Annotated in this window: 24 protein-coding genes; 11 read left to right on the plus strand and 13 right to left on the minus strand. The window is 69.3% G+C overall.

All coding sequences use genetic code 11. From position 1 onward, the window contains the following. Positions 1-41: 41 nt before the first annotated feature. Both LK409_RS21580 and LK409_RS21585 read left to right on the plus strand, forming a co-directional pair. Complete coding sequence (locus LK409_RS21580) at positions 42-1,283, plus strand: aminotransferase-like domain-containing protein (RefSeq protein ID WP_010927361.1); 1,242 nt, start codon at positions 42-44, stop codon at positions 1,281-1,283. Positions 1,284-1,396: 113 nt separating this feature from the next. After that, complete coding sequence (locus LK409_RS21585) at positions 1,397-2,413, plus strand: amino acid ABC transporter substrate-binding protein (RefSeq protein ID WP_010927362.1); 1,017 nt, start codon at positions 1,397-1,399, stop codon at positions 2,411-2,413. A 34-nt stretch (positions 2,414-2,447) separates the two neighbouring features. Here LK409_RS21585 and LK409_RS21590 read toward each other — a convergent pair whose 3' ends face one another. From LK409_RS21590 to LK409_RS21605, 4 genes are all read right to left on the minus strand, one after another. Continuing rightward, positions 2,448-2,924 carry a membrane protein gene (locus tag LK409_RS21590; protein WP_003807289.1) on the minus strand — a complete coding sequence of 159 codons (477 nt, stop codon included), beginning with the start codon at positions 2,922-2,924 and terminating at the stop codon, positions 2,448-2,450. A 142-nt stretch (positions 2,925-3,066) separates the two neighbouring features. After that, positions 3,067-3,975: a hydroxymethylglutaryl-CoA lyase gene (locus LK409_RS21595; protein WP_010927363.1), complete on the minus strand. Its 909-nt coding sequence runs from the start codon at positions 3,973-3,975 to the stop codon at positions 3,067-3,069. A 113-nt stretch (positions 3,976-4,088) separates the two neighbouring features. Further along, positions 4,089-5,201 carry a DNA-processing protein DprA gene (gene dprA, locus LK409_RS21600; protein WP_003807293.1) on the minus strand — a complete coding sequence of 371 codons (1,113 nt, stop codon included), beginning with the start codon at positions 5,199-5,201 and terminating at the stop codon, positions 4,089-4,091. Positions 5,202-5,301: 100 nt separating this feature from the next. Next, complete coding sequence (locus LK409_RS21605) at positions 5,302-5,787, minus strand: Lrp/AsnC family transcriptional regulator (RefSeq protein ID WP_033450634.1); 486 nt, start codon at positions 5,785-5,787, stop codon at positions 5,302-5,304. A gap of 136 nt (positions 5,788-5,923) precedes the next feature. On the opposite strand from LK409_RS21605, the gene kynU reads away from it, so the two are divergent. The 3 genes from kynU to fmt all read left to right on the plus strand — a co-directional run bounded on the left by kynU (position 5,924) and on the right by fmt (position 8,792). Further along, the gene (gene kynU / locus LK409_RS21610) at positions 5,924-7,174 is read left to right on the plus strand and encodes a kynureninase (RefSeq protein ID WP_010927365.1); all 1,251 of its coding nucleotides are present in this window, start codon (positions 5,924-5,926) and stop codon (positions 7,172-7,174) included. 101 nt (positions 7,175-7,275) lie between these two features. Continuing rightward, entirely contained in the window at positions 7,276-7,788 is a 513-nt protein-coding gene (def, locus tag LK409_RS21615) for a peptide deformylase (protein WP_003807300.1), read from the plus strand. Positions 7,789-7,853: 65 nt separating this feature from the next. Next, positions 7,854-8,792 carry a methionyl-tRNA formyltransferase gene (gene fmt, locus LK409_RS21620; protein WP_010927366.1) on the plus strand — a complete coding sequence of 313 codons (939 nt, stop codon included), beginning with the start codon at positions 7,854-7,856 and terminating at the stop codon, positions 8,790-8,792. A gap of 22 nt (positions 8,793-8,814) precedes the next feature. On the opposite strand, the gene LK409_RS21625 is transcribed toward fmt, so the two are convergent. Genes LK409_RS21625 through LK409_RS21640 form a run of 4 tightly spaced genes read right to left on the minus strand, consistent with a single transcriptional unit; the run spans position 8,815 to position 11,287 of the window. Continuing rightward, the gene (locus LK409_RS21625; RefSeq protein WP_010927367.1) at positions 8,815-9,441 is read right to left on the minus strand and encodes a pyridoxamine 5'-phosphate oxidase family protein; all 627 of its coding nucleotides are present in this window, start codon (positions 9,439-9,441) and stop codon (positions 8,815-8,817) included. Further along, positions 9,438-10,094 (minus strand): HAD hydrolase-like protein, encoded by a 657-nt coding sequence (locus tag LK409_RS21630; RefSeq protein ID WP_003807305.1) that lies wholly within the window; start codon positions 10,092-10,094, stop codon positions 9,438-9,440. Before LK409_RS21630 ends, LK409_RS21625 begins: the two co-directional genes overlap by 4 nt. Continuing rightward, a complete protein-coding gene (locus LK409_RS21635) occupies positions 10,091-10,693 on the minus strand; it encodes a hypothetical protein (RefSeq protein ID WP_003807307.1) in 603 nt (200 codons plus the stop codon). Before LK409_RS21635 ends, LK409_RS21630 begins: the two co-directional genes overlap by 4 nt. A 6-nt stretch (positions 10,694-10,699) precedes the next feature. After that, entirely contained in the window at positions 10,700-11,287 is a 588-nt protein-coding gene (locus tag LK409_RS21640; protein WP_041937078.1) for an LOG family protein, read from the minus strand. A 180-nt stretch (positions 11,288-11,467) separates the two neighbouring features. On the opposite strand from LK409_RS21640, the gene LK409_RS21645 reads away from it, so the two are divergent. Further along, positions 11,468-12,037, plus strand: a complete 570-nt coding sequence (locus tag LK409_RS21645) for a ferritin-like domain-containing protein (protein WP_003807311.1) — start codon at positions 11,468-11,470, stop codon at positions 12,035-12,037. A gap of 70 nt (positions 12,038-12,107) precedes the next feature. On the opposite strand, the gene rimO is transcribed toward LK409_RS21645, so the two are convergent. Together rimO and LK409_RS21655 are read right to left on the minus strand one after the other, a co-directional pair. Continuing rightward, a complete protein-coding gene (gene rimO / locus LK409_RS21650) occupies positions 12,108-13,427 on the minus strand; it encodes a 30S ribosomal protein S12 methylthiotransferase RimO (protein ID WP_003807313.1) in 1,320 nt (439 codons plus the stop codon). 106 nt (positions 13,428-13,533) lie between these two features. Next, positions 13,534-13,725 carry a 4-oxalocrotonate tautomerase gene (locus tag LK409_RS21655; protein ID WP_003807315.1) on the minus strand — a complete coding sequence of 64 codons (192 nt, stop codon included), beginning with the start codon at positions 13,723-13,725 and terminating at the stop codon, positions 13,534-13,536. Between the two features lie 320 nt (positions 13,726-14,045). Here LK409_RS21655 and LK409_RS21660 point away from each other — a divergent pair, with 320 nt between their 5' ends. The 3 genes from LK409_RS21660 (at position 14,046) to LK409_RS21670 (ending at position 17,175) form a co-directional block, all read left to right on the plus strand. Next, positions 14,046-15,350, plus strand: a complete 1,305-nt coding sequence (locus LK409_RS21660; RefSeq protein ID WP_059565495.1) for an NAD(P)/FAD-dependent oxidoreductase — start codon at positions 14,046-14,048, stop codon at positions 15,348-15,350. Between the two features lie 70 nt (positions 15,351-15,420). Beyond that, complete coding sequence (locus tag LK409_RS21665) at positions 15,421-16,416, plus strand: tripartite tricarboxylate transporter substrate binding protein (RefSeq protein WP_010927370.1); 996 nt, start codon at positions 15,421-15,423, stop codon at positions 16,414-16,416. A gap of 84 nt (positions 16,417-16,500) precedes the next feature. Next, entirely contained in the window at positions 16,501-17,175 is a 675-nt protein-coding gene (locus LK409_RS21670; protein ID WP_003807322.1) for a GntR family transcriptional regulator, read from the plus strand. Here the strand turns inward: LK409_RS21670 and LK409_RS21675 are convergent. After that, positions 17,172-18,122: an IS481 family transposase gene (locus tag LK409_RS21675; RefSeq protein WP_010927371.1), complete on the minus strand. Its 951-nt coding sequence runs from the start codon at positions 18,120-18,122 to the stop codon at positions 17,172-17,174. The genes LK409_RS21670 and LK409_RS21675 overlap by 4 nt on opposite strands. 122 nt (positions 18,123-18,244) lie before the next feature. Beyond that, positions 18,245-19,093: a VOC family protein gene (locus LK409_RS21680; RefSeq protein ID WP_041937079.1), complete on the minus strand. Its 849-nt coding sequence runs from the start codon at positions 19,091-19,093 to the stop codon at positions 18,245-18,247. Positions 19,094-19,226: 133 nt separating this feature from the next. Between LK409_RS21680 and LK409_RS21685 the strand changes: the two genes are divergently transcribed. Beyond that, positions 19,227-20,003 carry an aspartate dehydrogenase gene (locus LK409_RS21685; RefSeq protein ID WP_003818490.1) on the plus strand — a complete coding sequence of 259 codons (777 nt, stop codon included), beginning with the start codon at positions 19,227-19,229 and terminating at the stop codon, positions 20,001-20,003. 45 nt (positions 20,004-20,048) lie between these two features. Here LK409_RS21685 and LK409_RS21690 read toward each other — a convergent pair whose 3' ends face one another. Continuing rightward, positions 20,049-20,678: a LysE family translocator gene (locus tag LK409_RS21690; protein WP_003807327.1), complete on the minus strand. Its 630-nt coding sequence runs from the start codon at positions 20,676-20,678 to the stop codon at positions 20,049-20,051. A 107-nt stretch (positions 20,679-20,785) separates the two neighbouring features. Here LK409_RS21690 and rsmB point away from each other — a divergent pair, with 107 nt between their 5' ends. After that, positions 20,786-22,120 carry a 16S rRNA (cytosine(967)-C(5))-methyltransferase RsmB gene (gene rsmB, locus LK409_RS21695; protein WP_033457590.1) on the plus strand — a complete coding sequence of 445 codons (1,335 nt, stop codon included), beginning with the start codon at positions 20,786-20,788 and terminating at the stop codon, positions 22,118-22,120. The last annotated feature ends 14 nt before the right edge of the window (positions 22,121-22,134 follow it).

Raw genomic sequence — 22,134 nt, forward strand, 5'->3', positions numbered from 1 at the left:
GCGCCCCGCCGCCTGCCGTACTCTTTTCGCGTTCGCCTCCCATGCCCCTCGCCGCGCCCGATTACGCGTTTGCCGCGCCTTTCCAGCATCCGCCCGCCTCGCCGATCCGCTCGCTCATGCCCTATGCCATGCGGCCGGGCACCATTTCGCTGGCGGGAGGCTACCCGGCCCAGGAGCTGTTCGATGTCGAGGGGCTGGCCGCGGCTTCGCGCCAGGTGCTCGAACGCCTGGGCGCCTGCCTGCAGTACTCGAACATCGACGGACAGGCCAGCCTGCGGCACGAGCTGGCGCGCCTGAGCGCGGCGCGCGGCCTGCACTGCGACGCCGACACCGAACTGGCGATCACGGGCGGGTCGCAGCAGGCGCTGGCGCTGCTTGCCCGGGTGATGCTGCAGCCGGGCGACGCCGCGGTCATCGAGACGCCGGCCTTTCCCAATTCGGTACAGGCGCTGCGCTACACCGGCGCCGCGGTGCATACCGTGCCGTCCGGGCCGAGCGGCATCGATCTCGATGCGCTTGATGCGCTGGCCGCGCGGGTGCGTCCCAAGATGGTCTGCGTCGTGGCCTCGTTTTCCAATCCATGCGGGGCCACCATCAGCCGCGAACGCCGCCTCAGGCTGCTGGAGCTGGCGGTCAGGCATCGGTTCCTGATCGTCGAGGACGACCCTTATGGCGAACTGCGCTTCGCCGGCGAGACGGTGCCGCCCATCGCGGCGCTGGCCGAGGGGCAGGCGCGCCATTGGGCCGTGTATATCTCCAGCATGTCCAAGACCATGGCGCCGGCGTTGCGCATCGGCTGGGTGGTGGCGCCGGCCGAGGTGCGCCGCCGCGTGGTCGGGGCCAAGGCGGCCGACGATATGGCCTGCTCGGCCTGGACCCAGGAAATGGTGGCCCAGTACCTGGCCGACGGCCGCTATGCGCAACATGTGCCGCGCATTCGCGCCGCCTACGGCGCGCGCTGCGACGCCATGGCCGCGGCGCTGGAGCGCGAGCTGGGCGAGCGGGTCGTGTTTCGCAAGCCCGAGGGAGGCATGTTCTTCTGGGCGCGCCTGAACGGCGCTATCGACGCGACGCGCCTGCTGCCCTACGCTATCGAACACGAAGTCGTCTATGTGCCGGGCAAGGCGTTCTACGCCGACCCGGCCCAGGCCGATGTCAATGCCTTGCGCATGTCGTTCGCCACCATGAACGAGGCGCAGATCGCGCAGGGCATCGTGCGCCTGGGCCGCGCGCTGCAGGCCTGCGAGGCCAACGCGCCGGTGTCGATTTCGCTGGCGGCCTGAGGCCGCCGGCATATGGTTCGAACGCCCGGTTATTTGCCGGTGCCTGGCGGGCTGGGTAATCTTGCGGGTTTGGTCGGCGCCGGGAGCGCCGCAACGCAACGGAGGGCAGGAACATGAAGATCGCACAAGGATTGGCCGCGGCCGCGCTCTTGGCCGGCATGGTGGCCGGCGCGCAGGGCGCCACGCTGGATGTGGTGAAAAAACGCGGCACGGTCGTGTGCGGCACCACAACCGGTTTCGCCGGGTTCTCGGCGCCCGACAAGCAAGGCACCTGGCGCGGCCTGGACGTCGACCTGTGCCGTGCCGTCGCCGCGGCGGTGTTCGGCGACGCCAGCAAGATCAAGGTCGTGCCGCTGAACTCGCAGCAGCGCTTCACCGCCCTGCAATCGGGCGAAGTGGACGTGCTGACCCGCAACACGACGGTGACGCAGCAACGCGACACCGCGCTGGGCATCATCCACGCCGGCATCAACTTCTACGACGGCCAGGGCTTCATGGTGCCCAAGTCGCTGGGCGTCAAGAGCGCGAAGGAGCTCAACGGCGCCACCATCTGTCTGCAGACGGGCACGTCCAACGAGAACACGCTGGCCGACTGGGCGCGCGCCAACCAGGTCAGCTACAAGCCGGTGGTGATCGAAACCTTCAACGAAGTGGTCAATGCCTTTGCCTCGGGGCGCTGCGACGTGTTCAGCACGGATGCGTCGGGACTGGCGTCGATCCGCATTTCGCGGCTCGAGAAGCCCGATGACTACGTCGTGCTGCCGGAGATCATTTCGAAAGAGCCCCTGGGGCCTTTCGTGCGCCAGGGCGACGACGCGTGGCTCAATATCGTGCGCTGGTCGCTGTCGGCCATGATCGAGGCCGAGGAGTACGGCGTGACCACGGCCAACGTGGACGAGCAGCTCAAGAGCGAAAACCCCAACGTGCGCCGCATCCTGGGCGTGACGCCGGGCGCCGGCGCCAACCTGGGCCTGGATGAAAAGTGGGCCTACAACATCATCAAGCAGGTCGGCAACTACGGCGAGAGCTTCGAGCGCAACGTCGGCCAGGGCAGCCCGTTGAAGATCCAGCGCGGCCTGAACGCGCAATGGATCCAGGGCGGCCTGATGTACGCACTGCCGATTCGCTGACGCAGCGCCCGGCGGCCCGTGGCGGGCCGCCGTCTCAGCGCTTGCGGCGGTACAGCAGCGAAATCTTGGCGAACGCGACCTGCAGGTCGCGGGTGCCGCCCTGGAACACGATGGGGCGGCCGTGGCGCGTGAAGACGACCAGCCGCTTGGAAAACAGCAAGGGCACGAACTTGGCGAACTGGATGTCCTGCCAGGCGACTTCGCGGCGGGTGATCCAGGTCTGCCGCAGGCCCGATTCGTCGATGCGGGTGACCGAAATCTGCATGTGCCACGACACCAGCGCCAGGCCGAGGAAGCACAGGATGATGGTGCCGGCCAGTACGGGGTTGACCTGGCCGGGAGGCAGGCCGATGGCGGTCGTCACGATCTGCACGCCGATCACGGCCAGCACGATCCAGGCCAGGATGCGCACCCAATCGGGCCAGGCCTGGCCGGACAGCGGCAAAGGGCCGATTTCCTGCAGCAAGGCGGCGTGTTCTTCCGGGGTCGGTGCGGCGAATAGATTGTTCATGAATGGAACGGGCGATGCGGCGAGGCCGCGTAGCATGAGGAGGGCGTATGGGCGCCCTGGCGTCGTTGCCGCGGGGCCCCGGCGCGGGGCCTGGCGCGGGAGCTCCTGCGGGTCGTGCATTCTACGCGGGCTGGTTCCTGGCTCAGGCCGCGCGCTTGGCCGCCACGGCGTTGCCGGCGCGGCTGGAGCCCTTGCGCTGCAGGTGGCCCGAAATCCACTGGCCGATATCGACCACGGCGTCGAAATCGATGCCCGTCTCGATATCCAGGCCGCGCAGCATGTATAGCACGTCCTCGGTGGCGACGTTGCCGGTCGCGCCCTTGGCGTAGGGGCATCCGCCCAGGCCCGATGCCGAGGCGTGGAAGATGGCGATGCCGGTCTCCAGGGCCGCCAGGATATTGGCCAGCGCCTGGCCGTAGGTGTCGTGGAAATGGCCCGAGACGCGCGCCGGGTCGACCACGCGCGTGACGGCGTCCATGACCTCGCGCACCCGGCGCGGCGTGCCCACGCCTATGGTGTCGGCGACGTCGATTTCGTCGCAGCCCAGCGCCAGGAAGCGCCGGGCCACATCCACCACGGCCTCGATCGGCACCTCGCCCTGGTAGGGACAGCCCAGCGCGCAGCTGATGCTGCCGCGCACCCGCACGCCGGCCTGCCTGGCGGCGGCGGCCACCGGCTCGAAGCGCGCGATGGATTCGGCGATCGAGCAGTTGATGTTCTTCTGCGAAAACGCCTCGCTGGCCGCGCCGAAAATCACGATTTCGTCGGCGCGGGCGGCCAGGGCGCCTTCCAGCCCTTTCATGTTGGGCGTCAGCACCGAATAAATCGTGCCCGGCCGGCGCGCGATGCGCGCCATCACCTCGGCGCCGTCGGCCATTTGCGGCACCCACTTGGGCGATACGAACGACGCGGCTTCGACATTCTGGAAGCCGGCTGCGCTCAGGCGGTCGACCAGTTCCACCTTGATGTCGGTGGCGATGAATTCCTTCTCGTTCTGCAAGCCGTCGCGGGGCGAGACTTCGACGATCTTGACGCGGCTGGGCTGGGACATGGCTGTTCCTGTGGATGGGTCGGCCGCCCGCGCGGGCGGCCGTGATTCGCGATCAACGAACAATATTAGTACGTTCCGCGCGGCGGGCGCCGCCCCGCTTGCTGGCAGCGGCCTTAGCGCAGGCGCTGGAACCGGCCGCCCTCGACGCGCGCGACGCGGCCATCGAGTTCCAGCTCCAGCAGCTGGGCGTTCAGGCTGGCGGCGTCCATGCCGGTGCGGGCTTGCAGCGCATCCAGGTGCAGGGGATCGAAGCCCAGCGCATCGAGCAGGGGGTGGGGCGGCGCCGGCCGGTCCGGCGGGGCGGTCCGCGCCGAGGCGGCCGGGCCCGCGCCGCCCAGCTCGTCGGCGATGTCCTGCGCGGTTTCGACCAGCTTGGCGCCCTGGCGGATCAGGGCATGGCAGCCGCGCGACAGGGGCGAGTGGATGGAGCCGGGGATGGCGAACACTTCGCGGCCGTTTTCGCCGGCCAGCCGCGCGGTGATGAGCGAGCCGCTCTGGCGCGCCGCCTCGACCACCAGGACGCCGCGCGCCAGGCCCGCCACCAGGCGGTTGCGGCGCGGAAAATGGTGGCGCTGGGCGCCCGTGCCCAGGGGCAGTTCGCTGACCAGCGCGCCGTGCTGGACGATGCGATGCGCCAGGTCGCGGTGCGCGGCGGGGTAGATGCGGTCGATGCCGGTGCCCATCACGGCCACCGTGCCGGCGCCCTGCGCGCCGGCCAGCAGCGCGCCTTCATGGGCCGCCGCGTCGATGCCCAGGGCCAGGCCGCTGACGATGCACCAGCCCTGGCCGGCCAGGTGGCGCGCGAAGGCGCGTGCGTTGTCCTGCCCGCCGGGCGTGGCGTTGCGCGCGCCCACCACCGCCATGGCGGGCCGGCGCAGGCAGGCGGGGTCGCCGTTGACGTACAGCAGGATGGGCGGGTCGGCGATGGTCAGCAGCTGTTGCGGATAGGCGGGGTCGGCCAGGGTCAGGATGTGGTGGCCGGGTTGCTCGGCCCATTGCAGCGTTTGTTCGATCAGCGCCGCGGCCTCGTCGGACAGCGGCGCGCGCAGCTGGCGCGCGACGTCCTGCGGCACGTGGCGCGCCAGCGTGGCGCTGCCTTGGGCGTAGATCTGCTCGGGCATGCCCAGCGCGGCCAGCAGCGCATAGGCGGCGGCGGGACCGACGCCGGGTTCCTGCGACAGGCGCAGCCAGGCGGAGAGTTCGGCGCGGGTGTGCGTGAGCGGCATGGCGTGAGAAAGAAATCGGACGGCCGTAGTGTCGCATGCGGGCGCGGCGTGCGCGGACGGATGCGCGACTTTGCCGCCACGCTCGGCTGCTGCCGAGCCGCTATGGCCCGGCCAGGCCGGCCGGGTCCACGGGCAACACGCCGCCGCAATCCTTCACCTTGCGCATGACGATGTGCGAGTGGATCTCGCGCACGCCGGCGATGCCGTTGAGCTTGTCCACCACGAAGGCCGAGAACGCCGCCAGGTCGCGCGTGCGCACCTGCAGCACATAGTTCGACGAGCCGGTCACGATGCTGGCCTGGCGCACTTCCTGCAGCCCGGCCAGGCGCGCGACGAAGGCCTCGTGCCAGCCAGCCTGGGATTGATCCAGCGATACGTGCACGATGGCCTCGAAGTCCAGGCCCAGGCAGCGCGGGTCCAGTACCGCCCGGTAGCCCTGTATGACGCCGCCGTCTTCCAGGGCGCGCACGCGCCGCAGACAGGCCGACGGCGACAGCGCGACCCGGTCGGCCAGGTCCTGGTTGCTCAGGCGGCCTTCGGTTTGCAGGATGTCGAGGATGCGGCGATCGATGGCGTCCAGTTGCATGGGCAATTTTATTTCGTGCTGTTCGAATTGGTTCGCATATTCGTGCAAATCGGCCTCGCTGTCATGGTGATTTTGCAATCAAACCCGGGCCGCCCGCTGCTACCATATTTGATATTTCAAGTATCGGGAAGAAGCAATGACGACGCGCCAGGCCTGCCTGGAGGCCGACCGCCGCGATCCGCTGGCCGCCTTCAAGGACGAGTTCGAACTGCCTGCCGGCCTGATCTACCTGGACGGCAATTCGCTGGGCGCGCTGCCCAGGGGGGCGGCGGCGCGCGCCGCGCAGGTCATCGGCCAGGAATGGGGGCAGGGCCTGATCCGCAGCTGGAACACCGCAGGCTGGTTCGAGCTGCCGGCGCGGCTGGGCAACAAGCTGGCCGGGCTGATCGGCGCCGGACAGGACGAGGTCGTCATGACCGACAGCACCTCGCTGAACATTTTCAAGGCGCTGGCCGCCGCCTTGCGGCTGGCGCAGCGCGCCGCGCCGCAGCGCAAGGTGATCGTGTCCGAGCGCGACAACTTCCCGACCGACCTGTACATGATCCAGGGCATGATAGACCTGCTGCGGCAGGGCTACGAACTGCGCCTGGTCGACGCCGGGCTGTCGCTGGAGCAGGCGCTGGACGACGACGTCGCCGTGGTGCTGCTCTCGCACGTGAACTACCGCACCGGCGCCATGCACGATATGGCCGCCGTCTCGCGGCAGGCGCATGCGCGCGGCGCGCTCATCATCTGGGACCTGGCGCACGCGGCCGGCGCCGTGCCCGTGGCGCTGGATGCCGATGGCGCGGACTTTGCCGTGGGCTGCACCTACAAGTACCTCAATGGCGGCCCGGGCTCGCCGGCCTTCATCTGGGTCGCGCCGCGCCATCGCGACGACTTCTGGCAGCCACTGTCGGGCTGGTGGGGGCACCGCCAGCCGTTCGAAATGGCCGACACCTACGTGCCCGCGCAAGGCATACGCCGCTATCTGTGCGGCACCCAGCCGATTGTCTCGCTGGCCACCGCCGAATGCGGCCTGGATATCGCCCTGCGGGCCGATATCGCGCAGGTGCGCGCCAAGTCCCTGGCGCTGGGCGACCTGTTCATCGCGCTGGTGGAAAGCCGCTGCGCCGATCATCCCCTGACCCTGGCGACGCCGCGCGAGCGTGCGCGCCGCGGCAGCCATGTCAGCTTCCTGCATCCGCAGGGCTACGCGGTGATGCAGGCGCTGATCGCGCGCGGGGTCATCGGCGATTACCGCGAACCTGAGCTGCTGCGCTTCGGGCTCACGCCCCTGTACCTGAGCCACGCCGATATCTGGGATGCCGTCGAGATCCTCAGGGAGGTGCTGGACACCCGCGCCTGGGACCGTCCCCAATACCGCGAGCGCGCCGCGGTGACCTGAAGCCCGGCATATCCCGGACTTAGGAGAAACCTATTAGAAATCAAGTGTCTAATGAATTATGATATGAGTCTGCATACATAGACTTTGGCGCTTGATCCCTCATGGCTTTGCTTTCCATCCTTCGTTATCCCGACCCGCGCCTGCACAAGACGGCCAAGCCGGTCGCGGTAGTGGACGACCGCATCCGGCAGCTGGTTCGCGACATGGCCGACACCATGTACGATGCGCCGGGCGTCGGGCTGGCGGCCACCCAGGTCGACGTGCACGAGCGCGTCGTGGTGATCGACGTCTCGGAAGAGGGCAACGACCTGCGCGTGCTGATCAACCCCGAGATCACCTGGAAGAGCGACGAACGCCAGACCTACGAGGAAGGCTGTCTGTCGGTGCCCGGCATCTACGACGAGGTCGAGCGCGCCGCGCGCATCCGCTGCAAGGCGCTGGACCAGCAAGGCCAGCCCTACGAGTTCGAGGCCGACGGCCTGCTGGCCGTGTGCGTGCAGCACGAAATCGACCATCTCGATGGCAAGGTGTTCGTCGAATACCTGTCCAACCTCAAGCAGAACCGCATCAAGACCAAGCTCAAGAAGGCCGAGCGCGAGGCCGAGCGCGCCTAGGCGGCGCGCCCGTTCTTGATGTCCGCGGCGCGCGCGCCGCGCCCTGACCCGTTTCCGACCGTCCCATGCGCCTTGTTTTCGCCGGCACTCCCGAATTCGCCCGTATCGCGCTCGATGCGCTGCTTGCCGCCGGCCACGACGTGCCGCTGGTGCTGACCCAGCCCGACCGGCCGGCTGGCCGCGGCCTGAAATTGACGCCCAGTCCGGTCAAGCAGGCGGCCCTGGCCGCCGGCATCGGGGTCGCCCAGCCGCGCAGCCTGCGGCTCGACGGCCGCTATCCGGACGAGGCGGCCGCCGCGCGCGCGCAGCTGGAGCGCGTGGCGCCGGATGTCATGGTGGTGGCCGCCTACGGCCTGATCCTGCCGCAATGGACGCTGGACCTGCCGCGCCTGGGCTGCCTGAACATCCACGCCAGCCTGCTGCCGCGCTGGCGTGGCGCGGCGCCCATCCAGCGCGCCATCGAGGCGGGCGACGCCGAGACCGGCGTGACCATCATGCAGATGGACGCGGGACTGGACACCGGCGACATGCTGCTGGAGCGCGCCGTGCCCATCGGCGCGCAGCAGACCGCCGCGCAATTGCACGACGAACTGGCCCTTGCCGGCGGGCAGGCCATCGTCGACGCGCTGGCCGCGCTGGGCCAGGGCGGGCTGGCGCCGCGCCGCCAGCCCGACGCCGGCGTGACCTACGCGGCCAAGCTGGACAAGGCCGAGGCGGCGCTCGACTGCAGCCTGCCGGCCGCTGTGCTGGCGCGCCGTGTGCGCGCTTTCAACCCCGTGCCGGGCGCGACCATCCGCCTGCCCGGCCTGGACGATCCGGTCAAGGTGTGGCGCGCCCAGGCGCTGGAGCAGGCTGCCGGCGGCCCGCCCGGGGCCGTGTTGCGCGCCGATGCGCAAGGCATCGATATCGCCACCGGGCAGGGTGTGTTGCGTCTGCTGGAATTGCAGAAGGCCGGCGGCAAGCGCCAGCCGGTGGACGTCTTCGTGCGCGGCTGGCAGCCCTGAGGCGGCCGCCGCCGCCAGCCTGCTAGTACAGCGTCGCGCGCACGCGCTCGGGCAGCTCGCGGTCGTAGCGTTCGCCGTCGAGCGTCCCGGCGCTCAGCGCGCCCAGGATCTGGCCGGCGCTGGGCAGGCTGGCGCGGTCCACGCGGGCGTCGGGGTTCCACAGCGCCGACCGCACGATGGCGCGCGAACACTGGAAGAACACCGTTTCCACGCGCACGCGCAGCACGCTGCGCGGCGGCTTGCCGTCGACCGCGAAGCGCGCCAGCAGCGCCGGTTCGACGCTGATCTCGGCCTGCCCGTTCACGCGCAGCGTCTCGCCCACCCCCGGCACCAGGAACAGCAGCGCCACGCGCGGATCGGCCACGATGTTGCGCAGGCTGTCGATGCGGTTGTTGCCGCGTCGATCCGGCAGCAGCAGCGTGCGGTCGTCCTCGATGACGACGAAACCCGGGCCGTCGCCGCGCGGCGAGGCGTCCAGCCCCTGCGGGCCGCTGGTGGCCAGCACCACGAACGGCGCCGCTTCGACGAAGGCGCGGTAATGGGGGTGCAGGTAATCGACTTCCTTGGTCAGCGAGTTCGGGGCCGGCGTGCCGTACCGGGCCTGCAGGGTGTCGAGGTCGGTGATGCGATACGTGGGATCGGAGCTCATGGCGTCGGTGGGAAGGAGGGAAAGCCGGGCGCGAGCACGGCGGCCAGATCGGTCACCTGCTCGAAGATTTCGTCGGGAGCACGGGCGCGCAGCGCGTCGACGTGGTTGTAGCCCCAGGCCACCGAGCCCGCCATCACGCCGGCCTTGCGCGCGGCGTCGATGTCGCGCATTTCGTCGCCGATCAGGATGCAGCGGGTCCGCTCCACGCCATGGCGGGCCATCAGGCGCGCCAGCTTGGCGGGCTTGCCGAACAGGTCGGCGCCGCATTCGTAGTCGTCGATCAGCGCGCCGGTCTGCGGGCCCAGCACGCGGCGCACGTTGTCGAGCGAGTTCGAGCTGCACACGGCCAGGCGCAGGCCGGCCGCCTTCAGTTGCGCGAGCGCGGCCGGCACGCCGGCGAACATGCGCACCGCCGGATCGATCTCGCGCATCAGCTGGCGCACATGGGCCATGATGGCCGGCAGCTTCCAGACCGGCACTTCCAGGAACGCCATGATCTCGCGCGTGCTGCGGTGGCGCAGTTGCGCCTTGTCGGCGGCGCTGGCCTTGCGGAAGCCGTACTTGTCGGCCACCCCGTCCATGACGGATTCGAACCAGGGCAGGGTATCGGCCAGCGTGCCATCGAAATCGAACGCGGCCAGCCGGTATTTCATGCCATGCCGCCGGTGGGATCGGCGCGGCGCACGTCGCGGCGCAGCCAGTACATGATCGGCGCCAGGCTCTCGATGGGCGGCGCGCTGGCCACCACGCGCTGCGCGTCGGTCCACGGGTAGGGCAGCGCGGTCAGCCAGCCGAACACGGGGCCGGCCGTATCGGCGGGCAGCGTCAGCATCGATTCGATGGTGATGGTCAGCCGCTTGACCAGGTGCGGCTCGGCCTGGAACACCCAGTCATAGCTGCCGCACCCGACGCGGACCTCGCCGCTGGCCTTGTCCGTCATGCCCACCATCCAGTCGCACGAGAACTCGGGCAGCACGGCGTGCTCGCCCGGATGCGCCAGGTAGAAGGTGTAGACGTTGTCGTAGGTCTGGCCGAACTTGCGCGACAGCGTGTCGGCGATGGCCGCCAATCCGTGCGACTCGGGCGGAAAGGCGATGGCCTGTGTGCGCAGCGCCATTTTCAGCACGGCGTCGGGCGCGAAGGCGCGGGCCATGTACAACGGCCGGTTTTCGTCCTTGGCGCGGAAGTAGTCGCGCAGCAGGCAGGCCGTGGTGCGTGGAGCGGCGGGTTGGGTCGGCATGGCGTGGGTCATCGCGGGTCAGTGTTCGTCCGGCGCGATCCACTTGGAAACCGTGGGCGCGACGTAGCTGGCGAAGTGGTCCAACAGGGCTGCCGGGTCGTGGTCGATGGCGAGCATGGCGCGATGTTGCGGGCGCATGAAGGCTTCATCTACCGTGTGATTCAGGAACTGACCCAGCAGGTCGTAATAGCCGGCGATATTGAGCAGGCCGCATGGCTTCTGGTGCATGCCCAATTGCGCCCAGGTCCAGATTTCGAAGATCTCTTCCAGCGTGCCCGCGCCGCCGGGCAGGGCGACGAAACCGTCGGCCTTCTGCGCCATCAGCGTCTTGCGCTCGTGCATCGACTGCACCACATGCAGTTCGGTCAGGCCGCGGTGCGCCAGCTCCTTCTTCATCAGCGCCTCGGGAATGATGCCGATGACCCGGCCGCCTTCGGCCATCACGGTATCGGCCACCGCGCCCATGATGCCGACGCTGGCGCCGCCGTACACCAGTCCCAGGCCGCGCTTGACCAGCTCGCGTGCGAAGCCTTGCGCGTGCTCGATGTACTCGGGTTGGCGGCCGCTGTTCGAGCCGCAGTACACACAGATGTTCTGAATTTTCATAACTCGTTCAAGAGTCCATGCGCTCGTTACCAGTTGCATCGCGAGCGCGGGCCAGGCCCTAGTTTACGCAAACTGGGACGAGGTCTGCCGCGGACGGCCATGGGCAATGTCTTGACACAGCGCGGCGCGCCCAGGTCTGTACACTGGATCGAGAGGGGCGCTTGAACATACAGCGTCGTTTTGTCTTCTATTTTGGGAGTCAGCGATATGGAACAGTCAGCCACCCAGCCACACCGCGCGTTCGCCGTCGATGTGAAGGCCATCCGGGCCAAGGCCCGCCGCGACATCGAGTCCGGCGCCGTGACCGAGGGATACCGCGCCGACCGCGCGACCGTGCTGCGCCTGCTCAACGAAGCCCTGGCCACCGAAGTGGTCTGTTGGCTGCGCTACAAGCGCCACGCCTTCATGGCGCGCGGCTTGAGCGCCGAGCCGGTCGCCGCCGAATTCGCCGAGCATGCCGCCGAGGAACAGGGGCACGCCGACCGTCTGGCCGAACGCATCGTGCAGCTCGGCGGCGAGCCCGATCTCTCGCCGGTCGGCCTGCTCGAACGCAGCCACGCCGAATATGTGGAAGGCAAGGATCTCAAGGACATGATCAAGGAGAACCTCATCGCCGAACGCATCGCCATCGACAGCTATCGCCAGATGGTCGACTATGTCGGCGAGGCCGATCCGACCACGCGCCGGCTGCTGGAGGACATCCTCGCCATGGAAGAGGAGCACGCCGACGACCTGTCGGACCTTCTGTGATCCCGCCATGAAGGAGGCACCGTGTTGATTCGGTGCCTGTCCCGACAGGGACAGGCACCTGTGCTTTCGATCAGGCGATCCGCTCGCCCCAGAGGTCGTACTCGTCGGAGTCGGTGACGCGCACCCGCACCATGTCGCCGGCCTTCAGCGGCTGCTCGCTGTCGACGTAGACGCAGCCGTCGATCTCCGGCGCGTCGGCGCTGGAGCGGCCGACCGCGCCTTCTTCGTCCACGCTGTCGATCAGCACGTCGATCTCCCGGCCTACCCGCGTGCTCAGGCGCGCGGTGGAGATGGCTTGCTGGTGTTCCATGAAGCGCTCCCAGCGCTCCTGCTTGACCTCGTCCGGCACGGGATTGTCGAGCGTGTTGGCCGGCGCGCCTTCGACCGGCGAGTACTGGAAACAGCCGACGCGGTCGAGCTGGGCTTCGCTCATCCAGTCCAGCAGGTACTGGAAGTCTTCCTCGGTCTCGCCCGGAAAGCCCACGATGAAGGTCGAGCGCAGCGTCAGGTCGGGGCACTCTTCGCGCCAGCGCTTGATGCGCGCCAGCGTCTTGTCCTCGAACGCCGGGCGCTTCATGGCGCGCAGAATGCGCGGGCTGGCATGCTGGAACGGGATGTCCAGATAGGGCAGCACCTTGCCGTCGGCCATCAGGCCGATTACTTCGTCCACGTGCGGATACGGATAGACGTAATGCAGGCGGGTCCACACGCCGAGCTCGGACAGCGCGGCGCACAGCTCGGTCATGCGCGTCTTGACCGGCCGCCCATTCCAGAAGCCGCTGCGGTACTTGATGTCCACGCCATAGGCGCTGGTGTCCTGCGAGATGACCAGCAGTTCCTTGACGCCGGCCCGCACCAGCCGCTCGGCCTCGCTGAGCACGTCGCCCACCGGCCGGCTCACCAGGTCGCCGCGCATGGACGGAATGATGCAGAAGCTGCAGCGATGGTTGCAGCCTTCGGAAATCTTCAGGTAGGCATAATGGCGCGGCGTCAGCTTGACGCCTTGCGGCGGGACCAGGTCCAGGTATGGGTTGTGGTCCTGGCGGGGCGGCGCCACGCCGTGCACCGCGCGCACCACTTCCTCGTACTGCTGCGGTCCGGTCACGGCCAGCACGCTGGGGTGCACCTGCCGGATGACGGATTCTTCCACGCCCATGCAGCCGGTCACGATGACCTTGCCGTTCTCGGCGATGGCCTCGCCGATCGCTTCGAGCGATTCGGCCTTGGCGCTGTCGATGAAGCCACAGGTGTTGACCACCACGACATCGGCGTCGTTGTATTCGGGCGTGACCTCGTAGCCTTCGGTGCGAAGCTGGGTCAGGATGCGTTCGGAATCGACCAGGGCCTTGGGACAGCCGAGGCTGACGAAGCCGACTTTGGGGGAAGACATGGGAAAACCTCGATGGGCGCGCCTGCGCCACGGTCGAAAACCGTCGATTTTACCGTGGCGCGGCGCGGCCGCGGCCGCGGCATCCCGGGGCGGGCCGCGCCGATGCTCAAGCCGGGGGCTGAGCGTAGAACTTTCCGCCGTGGGCCCATTCGGTCGGCGGGATTTCGATGAAGATGACATCCACGCTTTCGACCGGGCACTTGAGGATCTCCACCGTCAGGCGCGTGACTTCCTGCATATAGCGGGTTTTTTGTTCGGCGCTGCGGCCGGGGGAGAGTTCGACGCGTACGGTGGGCATGTGCAGGATCCATGAAGGGCCGCCGGGCAAGGCCGCCCGGCCGCTATATTCGTATACGATTATATTAAATAATATACATATCATGATATCGTACCGGCCTAGGGATTTCACCAGCAGCGTCGATATTCGTATACGATATAAGATTCACGTATGCGTATGTATAGAGATACGGATACAGGGCGCTGCGCGTTGCGTAAGGCGCTGCGCACGGACCACTCGGGCATCATGGCTGACAGCAAGACGAAATACGGATGGACCGCCCGGCGCACCGCGCTACGGCAAACCCGCCCTTGCGGCGCGGTGGCGGGGGCGCAGGCGCGATGAATCCCGACCGACTGCTGGGCGAACCCTTGCGGTTGCCCGATTCATTGTGGGCGGCCACCGCGCCGGCGGCGCCGGCGCTCCCGTCCCTGGACGGGCGCCATGTTGCCGACGTGCTGATCATCGGCGCCGGGTTCACCGGCCTGTCGGCCGCCATACGCCTGTGCCGCGAAGGCAGGCGGGTGATCGTGCTGGATGCGGCCGAGCCCGGCTGGGGGGCGTCCGGGCGCAACAACGGGCAGGTGATCGCCGGCCTGAAGCAGGACCCCGAGGTAATCGAGACGCTCTACCCGGGCGAGGCCGGCCGCCGGCTGGTGCGCTTCGGCAGCGAGGCGCCGGGCGTCGTATTCAGGCTGATCGACGAATTCGGCATCGATTGCGCCGCCGGCAACAAGGGCTGGATCCAGCCCGCGTTCACCGGCAGCGGCCTGCGCGCGGTCGAGCGCCGTTGCCAGGCCTGGGGCGAACGTGGCGTGGCCACGCGCCTGTTGCAGGCCGACGAACTGGCGCGCCTGCTGGGCACGCCGCGCTATCGGCTGGGCTGGCTGGATCCGCGTGGCGGCCATGTGCAGCCCCTGGCCTACGCGCGTGGCCTGGCGCGCGTGGCCCTGTCGCTGGGCGCGACGATCTTCGGCGGCGCGCGTGCCGAGGCGTTGCGCCGCGAAGCCGGGCAATGGCTGGCGCGCTGCCAGGCCGGCGAGGCCAGGGCGCCCAGCGTGATCGTGGCCACCGGCGGCTATGCCGACCGGCTGGTGCCCGGCCTGCGCACGTCCATCGTGCCGGTACGCACGGCGCAGGTCACCACGCGCGTGCTGCCCGAGGCGATGCGCCGCGAGATCCTGCCGCAGGGGCACGTATCCAGCGATACGCGCCAGCTGCTGACCTCCTTCCGGCTGTCTCCGGACGGCCGCCTGGTGATGGGGGGCGCTGGCGCGACCGCGGGCCTGGAGCACGCACGCATCGTGCCGTTCCTGCATCGCGCGGGCGCGGAGCTGTTCGCGCACCTGGGCAAGCTGGATTGGGAGTACCACTGGAGCGGCTACTTCGCGGTCACCACCGATCACCTGCCGCACGTGCACGAGCCCGCCGCGGGCATGCACGTTTCGCTGGGGTGCAACGGCCGCGGCATCGCCATTTCGACCGCGCTGGGCATCGAGCTGGCCGAGCGGGTACTGGGCGCGCCGGCCGAATCGCTGTCGGTGCCGGTGAGCGATCTGCGGTCGGTGCGCCTGCACGGGTTCCGTCATCTGGGGGTCGCCGCCGCGACCCGCTACAAGCGCCTGCAGGACAGGCTGGCGATGTAGTCGGGGCAGCCGCGCGCACGCGCGGCCCTGCGCATGACACTTCTTCAACGCAGTACCGGGGGTAATAAAAATGAAAGGATATGCAAGGGAAAACAGGCGCCGCACGCTGCTGGCGGCGGCGCTGGCCGGCTGCCTGCTGGCCGGCGGAACGGTGCATGCCGACGAATCCGGCGCGGACAAGCGGCCGATCCGGCTGATCGTGGGCTTTTCCGCGGGCGGCTACACCGACGTGATCGCGCGGATCCTGGCCGAGCAACTGGGACAGTCGCTCAATCGATCGGTCATCGTCGAGAACCGGGCCGGCGCCAACGGCGCGATCGGCGCCACCGCGGTGGCGCGCTCGGCCAAGGACGGCGCCACGGTGCTGCTGTCGCCGCCCGGCCTGATCACCAACACGCTGATCTCGCCCGAGCTCTCGTATTCCATCCAGGATTTCGCGCCGGTGGCGCGCGTGACCAGCCTGCTCAACGTGCTGGTGGTCTCGGCCAACAGCAAGTACCGTTCGCTGGCCGAGCTGCTCGACGGCGCGCGCAAGGCCGACGGCAAGCTGACCTATGGCTCGGGTGGCGTCGGATCGAGCAACCATCTGTCCATGGCGTTGCTGATGCGCCAGGCCCAGGTGCAGATGCTGCACGTGCCGTACAAGGGCAGCAGCCTGGCCGAAACCGATGTCATGGCCGGACACGTGGAGTCGATGTTCTCCGGCGCGGCGTCTGCCATTCCGCATGTCAACGGCGGCCGTTTCCATGCCCTGGCGGTGTCGGGCGACAAGCGTATCGGCGCCCTGCCGGACGTGCCTACGGTGGCGCAGGCCGGCGTGCCGGGCTATTCGCACGGCACCTGGCTGGGGTTGTTCGTCGCGGCGGGCACGCCCGCGCAGGCGGTGGCCGGGCTGAACCAGGCGGTCAACAAGGTGATGGCCGATGCGCGCGTCCAGGCCCGCATGACGGACCTGGGCGCCGATGCGTTCCAGGCCAATACGGTGGACGAGTTCACGGCTTTCGTGCAGTCCGACCTGGCTGCCCAGAAGACGTTGATCGGCAATGCCAGCCTGAGCGGGAATTGAGCGATCGACAGGTCGGCGGCGCCTGGCCGATGGCGGCCGGGGCCGCCGCCGGCCAGGCGGGCTGTTGTTAGAATCCCTTTCGTCATGAACCTGGTTGCCCCCATGCCCGAAACCGCTCAGAGAAAAGTCGCCGGTACAGCCACCGAGCGCGCGTATGGCGAGCTGCGCAAGCGCATTCTCGAAGGCAGCCTGGCCGAGGGCGCGCCGATCCGCCAGGACGAGGTGGCGGCCGATCTGGGCATCAGCAAGATTCCGGTCCGCGAAGCCCTGGTGCGCCTGCAGTCGGAGGGCCTGGTGGTCTTCACGCCCAACGCCGGGGCGACGGTGGCGGTACTGACCGCGGCCGATTATGTCGAGATGCTGGACCTGCGCCTGGCCATCGAATGCCGGGCGCTGGAGCTGGCGGTGCCCAACATGGCGCCGTCCGATCTGGCGCAGGCGCGCCGCCTGCTCGATGCCTACAGCAGGCACGAGAACGCGTCCGAATGGAGCGAGCTGAACGCGCAATTCCACGATTGCCTGTATGCGCCGGCCAACCGGCCGCGCCTGCTGGCCATGATCCGGTCGGTGCGCGACCACATGGGCAAGCTGATGCGGCTGCGCGTGACCGAGGCCGCGGGCCATGACCGCTCGCACCAGGAGCACCTGAAGATCCTCGCGGCCTGCGAGGAAGGCAATGCCGCGCGCGCCGTGGCGCTGCTGCGCAAGCACATCGAGCACACCCAGCGCGAAGTCCAGGCGTATTTCCGCAAGGCCTAGCTGTCGATTCTCAATAGGTTATTCACATCTGGGATACGCGTGATGGGTGGCTGATGTCCGAGAGCGGAGTGTGGCCGACACCAGTTGTAGCGGTCAATGAAGGGCTGCAAGGCAGCCTGTCGTTCGGCTGAGCTCGTGTAGGGCCTGGCGTATGCCCACTCCCGTAAGCAGGTCTGCACGAGGCGCTCGGCCTTGCCGTTGGTCTTGGGGGTGTAGGGGCGGGTGCGGATGTGACGGATTCCCAGCTCCACGCACACCGCCCGAAAGGTCCTGGAGACGTAGCCGCTGCCGTTGTCGGTCATCACGCGGTCGATGCGCACGCCCAGACTGGCGTAGTAGGCGGTGGCTTGGTGCAGGAACTCAGCGCACTGATCGCCGCCCTCATCGTCGAGGATGCGAGCAAAGGACACGCGCGAGAAGTCATCGATGGCCAGGTGCACAGCGTCCCAGCCAATGCCGCGGTTGCGGTTCTGGGCCCGATCGCCGGTGATGCGATGGCCCACGCCCCGGATGCGGCCCAGCCGCTTGGTGTCGATGTGCAGCAGCTCGCCTGGGCTGGCGCGTTCATAGCGGCGCACCGGCGCCGGCGGCTCCAGCGAGGCGAGTCGACTCAGGCCGATGCGTTCCATATACCGCGCCACGGTGGCCAGGCTGCGGCCGGCTTCACGCGCGATGCGCCACAGCGGCAGACGCTGGCGGCGCTGCTGGGCGAAGTGCTCAACCTGCTCGGGCGCACAGGCCTTCGGGCTGCGGTGCGGGCGAGAACTGCGGTCAAGCAGGCCGTCCAGACCTTCGCTTCGGAAGCGGGCAAGCCACTTGTAACCGGTGCGCAGGCTCACCCCTGCCGCCTGGCTGGCCTGCCTCATCGTCCAGTTCTGTTGCATCACCCTGTTAACAAGAAGGGCTCGACCTAGGCGGGTCAATCGCGCATGCTTATGGTTGTTCATCCAGTGTCCTGCCCTGAGTTGCGATGGCGTGGTAACCACAGCATCCCAGGTCCGGCCTGGATGAACAACCTATTGAGACATCACACCTAGCGCCCGGCCTGGACCGGGCGCCGGATGCGGTTTCAGGCCTGCTTGAAATACAGGTGCGCGCCGCTGGCGTCGGCGGGGTCGACCTTCAGCTCGCCGCCGGGCTGGCGGGTAAAGCGCACGCCGCCGGCTTCGAACAGCGCGGCCGTGGTGGCCGCATCCTTGACCAGCAAGGTGGCCGAGGCCAGGTAGGCGTCGCCGAGCTGGGGCTGGGCATCGCCGCGGCGTTGCGCCTCGGCCGGGCCGATCAGCTCGATGTCGGCGCCTGCGCCGAAGTCGAGCAGGATATGGTCGTCCCCGCGCGTGACGTTCTCGGCCCCGATCAGCCGGGTGTAGGCGGCCGCGGCCGCGTCGAAATCGGACACCACGCCCACCAGGCGCCCGAACGCCACCACGCCGTTGGGGTGATCGGTCCAGCCGGGCTGGCGCAGCGTGTCGGCCGTGAGGTGCTGGCACAGATTGGCGTGCGTCAGGCCGGGATACAGGTCGTGCCCCAGCATGACCGTCTCGAAGTGCAGGTCCAGCGTACGGTCTTCCAGCACCAGCTTGCGGTTCAGGTGGCGCGGCGGTTCGATCTCCAGGCCGGCCGCGAGACCGGCCTGGTAGCTTTCCTGGGCCGATGCCGCGTTGAACGCCACGCTGTAGAGGCCTTCGCCCTTGGCGAGGAATTTGTCCACGCCCGCCAGGAATTTGTTCGGGTCGCCGATGCCGCGGATTTCGAGGTAGTCGCCGGGGAACATGATGCACAGGTTCTCGGTGCCCCATTCCTGGTGCTTGCCGCTGGGCGGCACGACGAACCCCAGCTTCCTGTATTGCTGGCTGGTCTGGTCCAGGTCGTGCACGGCTACGACCGGATGATCAACTCTACCGACTCTGGCGGTCATTTCCACTCCTGTTCATGCGCGGGCGGCTGCCCGTCTGTGTGGCTAAGATTATACTATTGAATATTATCGTATACTAATTTTGCGTATGGGCCGCGGCGCGGCGCCGGCGGCCATCCAGCGAGGGGAATCGACTATGAATACACCGTTGCGCGTGGGCATCGTGGGATGCGGCGTGCTGGCCAATGCGATGGCCGGCCATCTGGCCCGCCAGCCCCGGCCAGTGGAGATCGTGGGCTGCTTGGTGCGCGACCCGGGACGCGCACGCGGCGCGCTGCCCTGCCACGGCAGCTGGGAGGCGTTGCTGGCGCAACGGCCGGAGGTGGTGGTCGAATGCGCGGGCCAGGCCGCGCTGGCGCAATACGCCCAGGCCATCCTGGCCGCCGGGGTGGACCTGGTGCCGGCCTCGGTCGGCGCCCTGGCCGATGACGCGCTGCGCGGCGCGTTGCTCGAGGCCGCGGCCGCTGCCGGCGCGCGCATCCGCATCCCCAGCGGCGCCATGGTGGGCATCGACGGCCTGGCCGCCGCCCGGCACGTGGGCGTGGCGGAAGTCCTGTACCGGGGCACCATGCCGCCGGTGGCGCTGCAGCGCTATGTGAGCGGGCCCCTGCCCGAGCGCGGGCTGGCGTTTGCCGGCTCGGCGCGCGAGGCCGTGGCCCGGTTTCCCAAGAACGCCAACCTGACGGGCACGATCGCGCTGGCCGGCATCGGCTTTGACCGTACGCGGGTCGAGATGCTGATCGATCCCGATGCGACGGCCAACGTCCACGAATTGCTCGCGCGGGGCGAGTTCGGCGATTTCCACGCGCGCGTCAGCGGCCTGCGGATTTCCGAATCGTCGCCGTCGTCGCGCATCGTGGCCGGCAGCCTGGCCCAGGCGGCGCTGGGCTCGGGTTTTCTCGCCCTGTCCTGACGGGACGGGCGCGGCCCAAGCGCGCGCCGCGCCGGGCGTTGCGGCTCAGCCGGCGCGCCGGTACAGCGCCACCGTGCCCGCCAGCAGCACCAGCATGCCGCCGCACAGGCGGTTGATCCAGCGCAGGCCGCCGGTGCGCAATACCCTGACCAGGCGCGCGCCCAGCGCGGCATAGCCCAGCATGGCGGCCAGGTTCAGCACGGCCAGCACCAGCGCCAGCGCGCCGTACTGCGGCGCCAGCGCCGCGGCCGGGTCGATGAACTGCGGCAGGAAAGCCGACATGAACAGCAGCGCCTTGGGGTTGGTCAGGGCGACCAGGAAACTGCGCGAGAACAGCGCGCCGGCGCCGCTGTCGCCGCCGCCCGCCGCCAGCGCGGGAAGCACCAGGGCGGCGTCGCTGCGCAGCAGCCGCCAGCCCAGATAGGCCAGATAGCCGGCGCCGATCCATTTGAGGGCCTGGAAGGCCGGTTCGGACGCCGCCAGCAGCATGCCCAGGCCGCCGGCGACGGCGGCCACCAGCACCAGGTCGGCCAGCACCGCGCCGGCCATGCCCCAGCAGGCCCGCCGCACCCCGTGGCGCGAGCCGTTGCTGAGCGCCAGCAGCACGGTCGGGCCGGGCGTGACGATGATCAGGCCGGAGGCGAGGACAAACAGGGCGAGGGTGGCAAGCGTCATGGCGGACTCCGCGCGGCATGGCCGGGCAAGCGTGCAGTGTGACGCCGGCCGCCGGTCGCGTCCAGTGTCCGGCTACCATATCGGTCCTGCCGTCAGAAACGTTTCATATGCCTTCCCCTGTCGATTCCTCCGTCCTGGCCCCGCCCCTGTCGGCCGTGCTGCTGGGCGCCGCCGCCGCCGTGCAGGCGGTGCGCAAGGGACGCTCGCTGACCGATGCGCTGGCCGAGACGCCGCCGGCGCTGCGGCCGGCCGTGCAGGCGATCAGTTTCCACGCCATGCGGCAGCTGGGCTGGGCCGACGCCGTGGCCGAAACGCTGGTGCGGCGCTCGCCCGGACCCTTGTTCGACGCGCTCCTGCGGGTGGCGCTGAGCCTGCTGCGCGCCGCGCCCGGCGCCGCGGCGCAGCCCGGCGCGCCGCAGTATGCGCCGCATACGGTGGTCGACCAGGCGGTGACGGCGGCGGCCGGCCAGCGCAAGCTGGCCGCCTACAAGGGCCTGCTCAACGCCAGCCTGCGGCGCTTCCTGCGCGAGCGGGAAGCCTTGCAGGACAGCGTGGCCGAGCGTCCCGCGGCGCGCTGGAACCACCCGAGCTGGTGGGTGGAGCTGCTGGAGCGCGCCTATCCGGAGCAATGGCGCGGCATCCTGGCCGGGGCCAATGTGCCCGCGCCGCTGACCCTGCGGGTCAACCGCCGCCGCGCCACGGTGGAGCAGGTGCGCCAGGCGCTGGCGCAGGCCGGCGTGGCCGCCGCGCCGGTGGGCGATGCCGGCCTGGTGCTGGCCGAGCCGCGCCCGGTGCCGCAATTGCCGGGCTATGACGCGGGCTGGTGGTCGGTGCAGGATGCCGGCGCGCAACTGGCCGCGCCGTTGCTGGCGCCGGCCGACGGCATGCGGGTGCTGGACGCCTGCGCCGCGCCGGGCGGCAAGACCGCCCACCTGCTGGAACTGGCCGATATCGACCTGCTGGCCCTGGACGCGGACGCGCAACGCCTGGAGCGGGTGGACCAGAACCTGGAACGCCTGGGCCTGCGCACGCCGCGGGTGCGGCTGGCGGCCGCCGACGCCAGCGACCTGGACGCCTGGTGGGACGGCCGGCCCTTCGATGCGGTGCTGGCCGACGTGCCGTGCACTGCGTCGGGCATCGTGCGCCGCCACCCGGACATCCGCTGGCTGCGCCGCGCCGAGGACGTGCCGCGCACCGCCGCCCTGCAGGCGCGCATCGCCGACGCCCTGTGGCGCACGGTCGCCCCGGGCGGGCGCCTGCTTTACGTGACCTGCTCGGTGTTTCCAGCCGAAGGGCGCGAGCAGACCGAGGCCTTCGCGCGCCGCCATGCCGACGCCGCGCCCCTGGACGCGCCCGGGCAACTGCTGCCTGTTGCCATCGATGCAACACCGCAGGCGCAACACGACGGTTTTTTCTATGCCTTGTTTGCCAAGCGGACCTGAATCGCCAAGAATAG

It is taken from the genome of Bordetella parapertussis, assembly GCF_020735925.1.
Classification (GTDB): domain Bacteria; phylum Pseudomonadota; class Gammaproteobacteria; order Burkholderiales; family Burkholderiaceae_B; genus Bordetella; species Bordetella pertussis.